This window comes from Negativicutes bacterium (genome assembly GCA_021372785.1).
GTDB lineage: Bacteria > Bacillota > JAAYKD01 > JAAYKD01 > JAAYKD01 > JAJFTT01.
Window position 1 is genome coordinate 1 of sequence record JAJFTT010000007.1, and the last position, 8,718, is coordinate 8,718.

Genomic DNA, 8,718 nt, shown 5'->3' on the forward strand with positions numbered 1-8,718 from the left:
ATCCATGGTAGCAAATGCTTCATCCATTTTATTGCGCAAAGAGATGAAGCCGTTATAGTTAACAATATAAAGCAAGATAGCGATGATAACTAGAGCACCGACGACATAGAAAAACATAACAGTATCCTCCTTTTATTTCGACTCTTCTATGAGCATCTCAATCTTTATTCTAGACAATGAAATCAGTATCCTTCTTTTTCGCTGAAAATATGCAAAAAAAACAGATGCAAATCGGGAAGGATCGGCATCTGTCCTTTTTTATTTGGTTTCGGTCTGCTCCCGGCGGCCGATGTCCTTGCGGTAGTGTTTGTTGGCAAAATCCACGACGGCACAGGCATCATAGACTTTTTGTAAAGCATCATTCAGATCAAGTCCACGGGCTGCGAGACTCAAGACACGTCCGCCGTTGGTCAGCCATTGTCCGTCCTGCATTTTTGTACCGGCATGAAAAGCGACCAGATCGCCCGGCAGCCGCTCCAGGCCTGTGATAGGATAACCCTTCTCATAATGCACGGGATAACCGCCGGAAGCCAGCACCACGCAGGCGGCGGCTCCGGGATACCAGCGAATCTCTGTTTCGGCTAACGTTTGCCGGCAGCAGGCCAATAAAATCGGCACCAGATCGGATTGCAGCAACAGCAGCAGGCTTTGCGTTTCCGGGTCTCCGAAACGGGCATTGTATTCCAACACCTTCGGTCCCTCTTCCGTCAGCATAATGCCGGCGAAAAGGATGCCGCAGAACGGGTTGCCTTCGGCAGTCATCCCGTCGAGCACCGGCTGCATGATTTGCCGTTCGATTTGCTGCATTAGAGCTGCCGAAACAAAGCCAACCGGCGCCACGACACCCATCCCCCCAGTATTGGGACCGAGATCATGGTCGAAAACTTGTTTATGGTCTTCGGCAGGCAGCAGACAGCGCAGACTGACGCCGTCACAAAAGCTTAAAACCGAAATTTCCCTGCCGCGCAGGAATTCTTCGATCACAATGGTCCGACCCGAATTGCCAAAAACATCTTCCGACATCATCTGGTGCACGGCAGAAACCGCTTCCGCATAAGTCCGCGCAATGATTACGCCTTTGCCTAAGGCTAAGCCGTCCGCTTTGATCACGATCGGCAGTTTTGATTTTTCCAGATAAGCCAGGGCAGCTTCTTCCTGATCGAAAGCGGCCCAGCGGGCTGTCGGAATCTGATGGCGCTGCATAAAGCGTTTGGCAAAACCTTTGGACCATTCCAGTTCGGCGGCGGCTTTGCCGGGACCGAATACCGTCAGTCCGGCGGCTTGCAAGCGATCGGTCAAACCATCTGCCAGACAGTCATCCGGCCCGATCACGGTCAGATCGATCTGCAGTTCGAGCGCTGCCTGACAGAGCGCGGCGCCGTCGTTCGCGGCAATTGGCAGCAGTTGGGCAATCTGCGCAATCCCGGCATTGCCCGGCGCGCAATAAAGTTTACTGCAGAGAGGAGACTGAGCAATTTTCCAGCACAGCGCATGTTCACGTCCGCCGCTGCCGATGACTAAAATGTTCATAATCGATCCCCCTTTAATGTCGGAAGTGACGCTCCGGGGCCAGCATCACGGTAATACCGGCTTGGGCGGCTGCTTCGATCACCTCTGCCTGATGCTGGGCGCCGGCCGGTTCAATCACAATGGCGATACCGCCTGCGGCGGCGGCTTCGATACTATCGGTAAACGGGAAGAAGGCATCGGATGCCAGTACTGCCCCCCGGCAGCGGCTGCCGGCCATTTTTATCGCATGACGGGCGGCATCGATCCGATTAACCTGTCCGCCGCCGATTCCCAGCGTCATACCGTCTTTGACCACGACAATGGCATTCGAACGGGTGTGCTTAACCACCGTCCAGGCCAGACTCAGATCCTGGATTTCCGCCGCTGTCGGCGCAGTCCCGCAGGCGAGCTGCCAAGTGGCAGCATCGATCGGCATTTGATCGGCGGATTGGAAGAGATAACCGCCGCGGATCTGTTTCATGCTATATTCCGCGTCAGATACAGGTTTCTGGAAATCATCCCCCAAAACGAGTAAGCGTAAATTGGGTTTTTTGGCTAAAATCCGCAGAGCATCCGGCTCAAAATCAGGAGCGATGATGACCTCCAGGAAAACCTTCGCCAGAAGCCTGGCTGTCGCCCGATCGACAGGGCGGTTCAGGGCAACAATACCGCCAAAAATGGAGACCGGGTCTGAGTCATAACAATGCTGAAAAGCCTCGGCGAGGGACTGACCGTAAGCGGCGCCGCAGGGGGTGGCATGTTTCAACGCGATGGCTGCCGGACCTGCTTTTAATTCCAGGATCAGTTCCAAAGCAGCATTGCTGTCATTCAGATTATTGAAGGACAACTCCTTCCCCTGTAACTGTTTTGCTTTCAGAATGCTGGCGCCCTGATAGAGCGGCTGCCGGTAGAGAGCCGCTTTTTGATGCGGATTTTCACCGTAGCGCAGCGCCTGCTGATATTCGGCGGCAAACGCCATTTCACTCGGAAAGGACAGCACACCTTCGCCCAATGTGTCGCCGATCCAGTTGGAAATGACGCTGTCATAGGCTGCCGTATGACGGAACGCTTTCAGCGCATACGCTTTGCGCTGCTCCAAAGTGGTGTCGCCGTTTTGCTGTAAAGCAAGGATCAGCGCGCCATAATCGGCAGGGTCGACCACGACGGTCACGAAAGCGTGGTTTTTTGCCGCGCTGCGCACCATGGCGGGGCCGCCGATATCGATATTTTCAATGGCCTCCGCCCAGGTAACCCCGGGTTTGCTGACGGTCTGCAGAAAGGGATACAGATTGACGACCACCAGGTCGATATCGACGATATCGTTTTCCTGCATGGCCTGGCGATCGCCGGGATTGTCTCTGCGGTTTAACAGACCGCCGTGGACACGCGGGTGCAAGGTCTTGACTCTGCCGTCCATCATTTCCGGAAAACCGGTGAGATCATCGACCGGACGAACCGGCAGACCGGCGGCAGCCAGCACTTTGGCGGTACCGCCGGTGGAAACAAGCTCCACACCCATCGCCTGCAGGACTTGCGCCAGCTCTACCAAACCGGTTTTATCGGAGACACTGAGTAAGGCACGTTTGATTGCCATGGGAAAAACTTCCTCTCTTTATAGATGTAAGATTGAGCACGAAAAGCACTGAAAAATCGCTTAGGGTTGGATCAAGACCCGCCGTCCCACAACCTGCAGACGCCCTTCGCCGAAAAGGCGTACCGCCTCTGGATAAACTGCCTGCTCCGCCTGCATCACTCTGGCTTCCAGCGTTTGCGCAGTATCCGTATCCAGGACAGGGACTGCTTTTTGCAGAATGATCGGGCCGCTGTCCTCGCCGGCGTCGACAAACATCACGGTGCAGCCGCTGATTTTGGCGCCGTAGTTGAGCACCATTTGATGCACATTGGCGCCGTAAGCCCCCTTGCCGCCGAAAGCAGGCAGCAGAGAAGGATGGATATTGAAGATCCGTTCCTTGTAACTGTCGCAGAACTCCGGGCTGAGAAAGGAAAGAAAACCGCAAAGCAGGATCAGGTCGACACCATACGGCTGCAGCGCCCGGGCGATAGCCTGACTGTAAGCGGCAATATCCTGGCCGTACTGTTTGCGGGGAATCACCCGGACAGGAATTTGGTAACGTTCCGCCCGTTCGATCGCCGTGATCCGAGGCCGGCTGGCAACCACAACCGAGACTTCGGCATCCAGCCGGCCGTCCCGGATGGCATCCAAAATACTCTGCAAATTGCGGCCGGAACCGGACACCAGGGCGGCGATTTTTAAATGTCGCATCTTAAAATCCATTCCTTTCGCAGTGCTCAAGGCACTTTTCACGCTAAGCCTCCGTAAAGCGCACCAAATGGCTGCCTTTTTCCACCTGACCGATGCGATATGCCTCTTCGCCGGACGCCAGCAATTCTGCCAGGATCCGTTCCGCCTGCTCGGGTGCGGCGACGATAATATAGCCGATGCCCATATTGCAGGTGCGGTACTTTTCGTGAAACGCGATGTTGCCTTCTTGCTGCAGCCACTCGAAAACTGGCAGCACCGGCCAGGAACCCAACCGGAAGACCGCATCGCAAGTCTCCGGCAGCACACGCGGCACATTTTCAATGAAACCGCCGCCCGTGATATGCACCATGCCTTTGATCGTCAGTTTCTCCAGCAGAGGCAGAATGGTTTGGACATAGATTTTTGTCGGTGTCAGCAAAGTTTCACCCCAGGCTTGACCGCTCCAGGCGGCTGTTTTCAGCAAGTCGATGCCGGAAGTTTCGATGATGCGGCGAACCAGAGAAAAACCGTTGGAATGTATCCCGCTGGAAGCCAGGCCGATGATCACATCGCCGGCTGTGATCTCTTTGCCATTGATTAGCTTAGCCGCATCGGCCAAACCGACCGCAAATCCGGCTAAATCATATTCACCGGGTTGATAGAAGCCGGGCATTTCCGCGGTTTCTCCGCCGATCAGCGAACAACCGGCCAGCTTGCAGCCATCCGCAATGCCGCCGACAATCGTTGCGACCTGCTCCGGGATCAATTTGCCGCAGGCCAGATAATCAAGGAAAAAAAGCGGTTCCGCGCCCTGAACCAGTATATCGTTGACACACATGGCAACCAGATCCTGACCGACCGTCTGATGCAGACCGGTTTGGAAAGCCAGTTTCAATTTGGTACCGACGCCATCGGTAGCGGCCAGCAGAACCGGCTCCTGCATCAGACGTTTGGGTAAACAAAAACAGCCGGCAAAGCCGCCCAGATCTCCCAACACTTCCGGTCGGTAGGTTGATTTCACTTTCTCTTTCATCAGAGCCACGGCACGGTTGCCGGCATCCACATCCACACCGGCATCGGCATAGCTCATCGATTTCTTTTCTTCAGACATGCTATTTCCTCCGTTCAAGCGCTGACTTGCCTAAGGGGTTATTGCCGAGACGTACCGGATAATCACCGTCAAAACAGGCTTCACAGAGCTGCACGCCGCGTTCCGCCAAGATGCGCGTCAGGGTGTTCTGCGATAAATAATGCAGGCTGTCGGCGCCGATGATTTTGCAGGTTTCCGCCACTGTGTTATCGGCCGCGATCAATTCGCCGCGGGAAGAGGTGTCGATACCAAAATAACAGGGGAAGCGGTAAGGAGGCGAAGAGATACGCACATGTACCTCTTTGGCTCCCACTTCCTTGAGCAGTTTGATAATGTAAGTCATGGTCGTGCCGCGCACAATCGAATCATCCACCAGCAAAACTCGTTTGCCTTCCACGATGCTGCGCACCGGGTTTAATTTCAGACGTACCGCCGTCTGGCGCATTTCCTGCGTCGGTTTGATAAAGGTGCGGCCCAGATAGCGGTTCTTGATCAGACCCATTTCGTAGGGGATGGAGCTTGCTTCCGCGTAACCGATAGCGGCGGAAATCGAACTGTCCGGCACACCGGTGACCAAATCGGCTGCGACCGGCGCTTCTAGGGCCAACGCTTTGCCCAACAGCTTGCGGATGGCGTGAATGTTATTGCCATACATGGTGCTGTCCGGTCGGGCAAAATAGATATACTCAAAAGCGCAGAGGTTATGCCGTCCGGCCGGTGCGGCACGGAAGCTATGTAAACCGCTCTGATCAATTGTAATACCTTCGCCCGGTTCGATTTCCCGCAGGAAAGTGGCGCCGATGGTATCAAAGGCACAGCTTTCCGAAGCGACCACGTAATTTTCTCCCAATTTGCCCAGAGACAAGGGACGAATCCCATTGGGATCCCGCATGGCGATCAGTTTATTTTCCGTGAGAAAGATGATCGCGTAACCTCCGCGGATGCGCTGTACCGCTTCCGACAGCGCTGTTTCCGGCGCGGCAAAACCGCTGCGGGCAATCAGATGCGCAAACACTTCACTGTCAATGGTGGATTGGAAGATGGAACCTCTCTGCTCCAGTTCTTCCCGCAATTCCGCCGCATTGACCAGATTGCCGTTATGCGCCAGCGCCAGTTGACCGCCTTTATAACGGATCAGCAGAGGCTGTGAATTCAGGAAACTGGAACCGCCGGTGGTGGAATAGCGCACATGACCCAGCGCGGCAAAACCCGGTTGGGAGAGGAAGGCGGAGTTTTCAAAGACATCGGTCACCAAACCCATGCCTTTATGGATCGCCAGACCATCTTCATTGGCAACGACGATGCCGGCGCTTTCCTGACCGCGGTGCTGCAGGGAGATCAGCGCATAATAGGTATGCAAAGCGACCGGTTCGCCGGGAGCCCAAATTCCAAAGACGCCGCAGGCTTCTTCCGGTCGATCCGCAGACTGCAAGGCGTCAGCCGGATCCTTGCCCGAAGAACCGGCTGTGATTAATTCGTAGTCATCAGTGCGCAAGGAAGCGCCTCCTTCCAAAGGGTGGTGATTTCATTAAGGGGGAGTTGAATTAAGAGTTTGCCATTCTGGCTTATTTCCAGGCGATCACCGCCTGTGACACCCAAAGCCCGGACCGGCAGGCTGCCGGCAGCCGTCAGTGCCTGCCAGGCGGCGGCGGCTTGCTGCGGGACCGTAACCAGAATGCGGGATTGGCTTTCGCCGAAGAGAGAAGCGTCGCTGCGCAGGTTATCCTGCAGCTGCACCACAGCGCCCAAACTTCCCGCAATGGCCATTTCAGCCAGAGCGATCGCCAAACCGCCTTCCGAGCAGTCATGCGCGGCGCTGATCAGACCGTTTTGGATGGCTTTCAGCACCAAATGCTGCACGCCGACTTCCCGATCCAAATCGATGGCGGGAGGCATGCCGGCTTCGATCTGATGAATCTGCGCCAGATACTCGCTGCCTCCCAATTCGTTTTTGCTTTCTCCCACCAGATAAATCGTTTCAGCGGCTGACCGGAAACCCTGCCGGGTGGCATGATCAATGTTTTCCAGCAGACCGATCATACCGACGGTTGGTGTCGGATAGACGGCGCCATGCTGATTTTCATTATAAAAAGAAACATTGCCGCCGGTAACCGGCGTGTCGAGTAGCCGGCAGGCTTCGGCCATACCGCTGACAGCTTGCTGGAAGCTATAAAAGACTTCCGGTTTTTCCGGATTACCGAAATTTAAACAATTGGTGATGGCCAACGGTTCGGCGCCGCTGCAGACGAGATTGCGGGCAGCTTCGGCAACGGCGATTTTTCCGCCGGTCAGGGGATCCAGATAGACATAACGGCTGTTGCAGTCAATCGTCATGGCTAATCCCTTATGCGTGCCTTTGATGCGCAGTACGGCGGCATCACTGCCGGGACGAATCACGGTCGAAGTGCGGACCATATAATCGTAATGACGGTAAACCCATTCCTTGGAGCAAATATTGGGGGAAGCCAGCAGTTGACGCAACACTTGATTCGGATCGGTTGGTTCGGCGAGACTCATCGGATCGAAGGCTTGCTTCTCAGCCAGATAAGCGGGGCGTTTGGCCTCGTTGTTGTAGAGCGGCGCTTCATCGGTTAAGGCGCTGGTTGGAATGTGCGCGACGATTTTGCCGTTTTCCCGCACAGTGACATAATGATCATCGGTAACATGGCCGATCACAGCCGCTTCCAATCCCCATTTATCAAAAATAGCGGTCACTTCCGCCTCGCGCCCTTTTTCGACCACCACAACCATGCGTTCCTGCGATTCGGAAAGCAGAATCTCATAGGGGGTCATTCCGGTTTCACGCTGCGGAACCAAAGTGACATCAAAATCGATGCCGCAGCCGCCGCGCCCGGCCATTTCACAACTGGAGGAAGTGAGCCCCGCGGCGCCCATATCCTGAATCCCGACCACGGCATCGGTCTGCATCAATTCCAAGCAGGCCTCCAGCAGCAATTTTTCCATGAAAGGGTCGCCACATTGCACCGCCGGCCGTCGGCTTTCCGATTCGGCGCTCAATTCCACAGAAGCAAAGGTGGCGCCATGGATACCGTCGCGCCCGGTCCGGGCTCCGACCGCCATGATCGGATTGCCTGCGCCGGCAGCGATGCCTTTGTAGATGCGCCCGCCTTCGATAATACCGACACACATGGCATTGACCAGCGGATTGCCGTTGTAAGAGGAATGAAAACCGGTTTCACCGGCAACAGTCGGAATCCCCATACAGTTGCCGTAAGCGGCAATGCCATCCACCACACCATTGACCAGATAACGCACCCGCGCATGGCTCAGGTCGCCGAAGCGCAGCGAGTCCAAACAGGCGATGGGGCGGGCACCCATGGTGAAGATATCGCGGATGATGCCGCCCACACCGGTGGCAGCGCCCTGAAACGGTTCGATCGCGGAAGGATGGTTATGGCTTTCCACTTTAAAAGCAATCGCCTGATGATCACCGATGTCGATGACACCGGCATTTTCGCCAGGCCCCTGCAGTATGCGCTTTCCGCTGGTCGGGAAGAGACGCAGTGTGTTTTTGGAAGTCTTATAAGAACAATGCTCGCTCCACATGGCAGAGAACATACCCAGTTCGGGGTAGGTTGGCTCCCGCTGCATGATTTGCAAAATTTTATCATATTCACTTTGCGACAGGCCCATTTCCCGCCAGGTTGCTTGTTTGCTGCTCATTGACGTTCCCTCCAGGTTTTCAGCATCGATTCAAACAGCGGCAGACCGTCGTCGCCGCCCAGGATTTTTTCCGACAGACGTTCCGGATGCGGCATCATGCCCAGCACATTGCCGGCTGTGTTGATGATTCCGGCGATATGATGGAGCGAGCCGTTGGGATTCGCTGCTGCCG

General features: G+C 55.3%; 7 protein-coding genes. All 7 read right to left on the reverse strand.

The window, feature by feature from the left end; genetic code table 11:
- Window positions 1–258: 258 nt before the first annotated feature.
- On the reverse strand, window positions 259–1,530 hold the full coding sequence (gene purD, locus LLG09_01060) for a phosphoribosylamine--glycine ligase (protein MCE5195708.1): 1,272 nt from the start codon (window positions 1,528–1,530) through the stop codon (window positions 259–261).
- 13 nt (window positions 1,531–1,543) lie between these two features.
- Complete coding sequence (gene purH / locus LLG09_01065) at window positions 1,544–3,103, reverse strand: bifunctional phosphoribosylaminoimidazolecarboxamide formyltransferase/IMP cyclohydrolase (protein MCE5195709.1); 1,560 nt, start codon at window positions 3,101–3,103, stop codon at window positions 1,544–1,546.
- A gap of 60 nt (window positions 3,104–3,163) precedes the next feature.
- The gene (gene purN, locus LLG09_01070) at window positions 3,164–3,793 is read right to left on the reverse strand and encodes a phosphoribosylglycinamide formyltransferase (protein ID MCE5195710.1); all 630 of its coding nucleotides are present in this window, start codon (window positions 3,791–3,793) and stop codon (window positions 3,164–3,166) included.
- A 43-nt stretch (window positions 3,794–3,836) separates the two neighbouring features.
- A complete protein-coding gene (gene purM / locus LLG09_01075) occupies window positions 3,837–4,883 on the reverse strand; it encodes a phosphoribosylformylglycinamidine cyclo-ligase (GenBank protein ID MCE5195711.1) in 1,047 nt (348 codons plus the stop codon).
- 1 nt (window position 4,884) lies between these two features.
- A complete protein-coding gene (gene purF / locus LLG09_01080; GenBank protein ID MCE5195712.1) occupies window positions 4,885–6,294 on the reverse strand; it encodes an amidophosphoribosyltransferase in 1,410 nt (469 codons plus the stop codon).
- 38 nt (window positions 6,295–6,332) lie between these two features.
- Entirely contained in the window at window positions 6,333–8,546 is a 2,214-nt protein-coding gene (purL, locus tag LLG09_01085) for a phosphoribosylformylglycinamidine synthase subunit PurL (protein MCE5195713.1), read from the reverse strand.
- Window positions 8,543–8,718: phosphoribosylformylglycinamidine synthase subunit PurQ (locus LLG09_01090; protein MCE5195714.1), on the reverse strand; the 176-nt coding region annotated here is incomplete at its 5' end. The genes purL and LLG09_01090, both read right to left, overlap by 4 nt.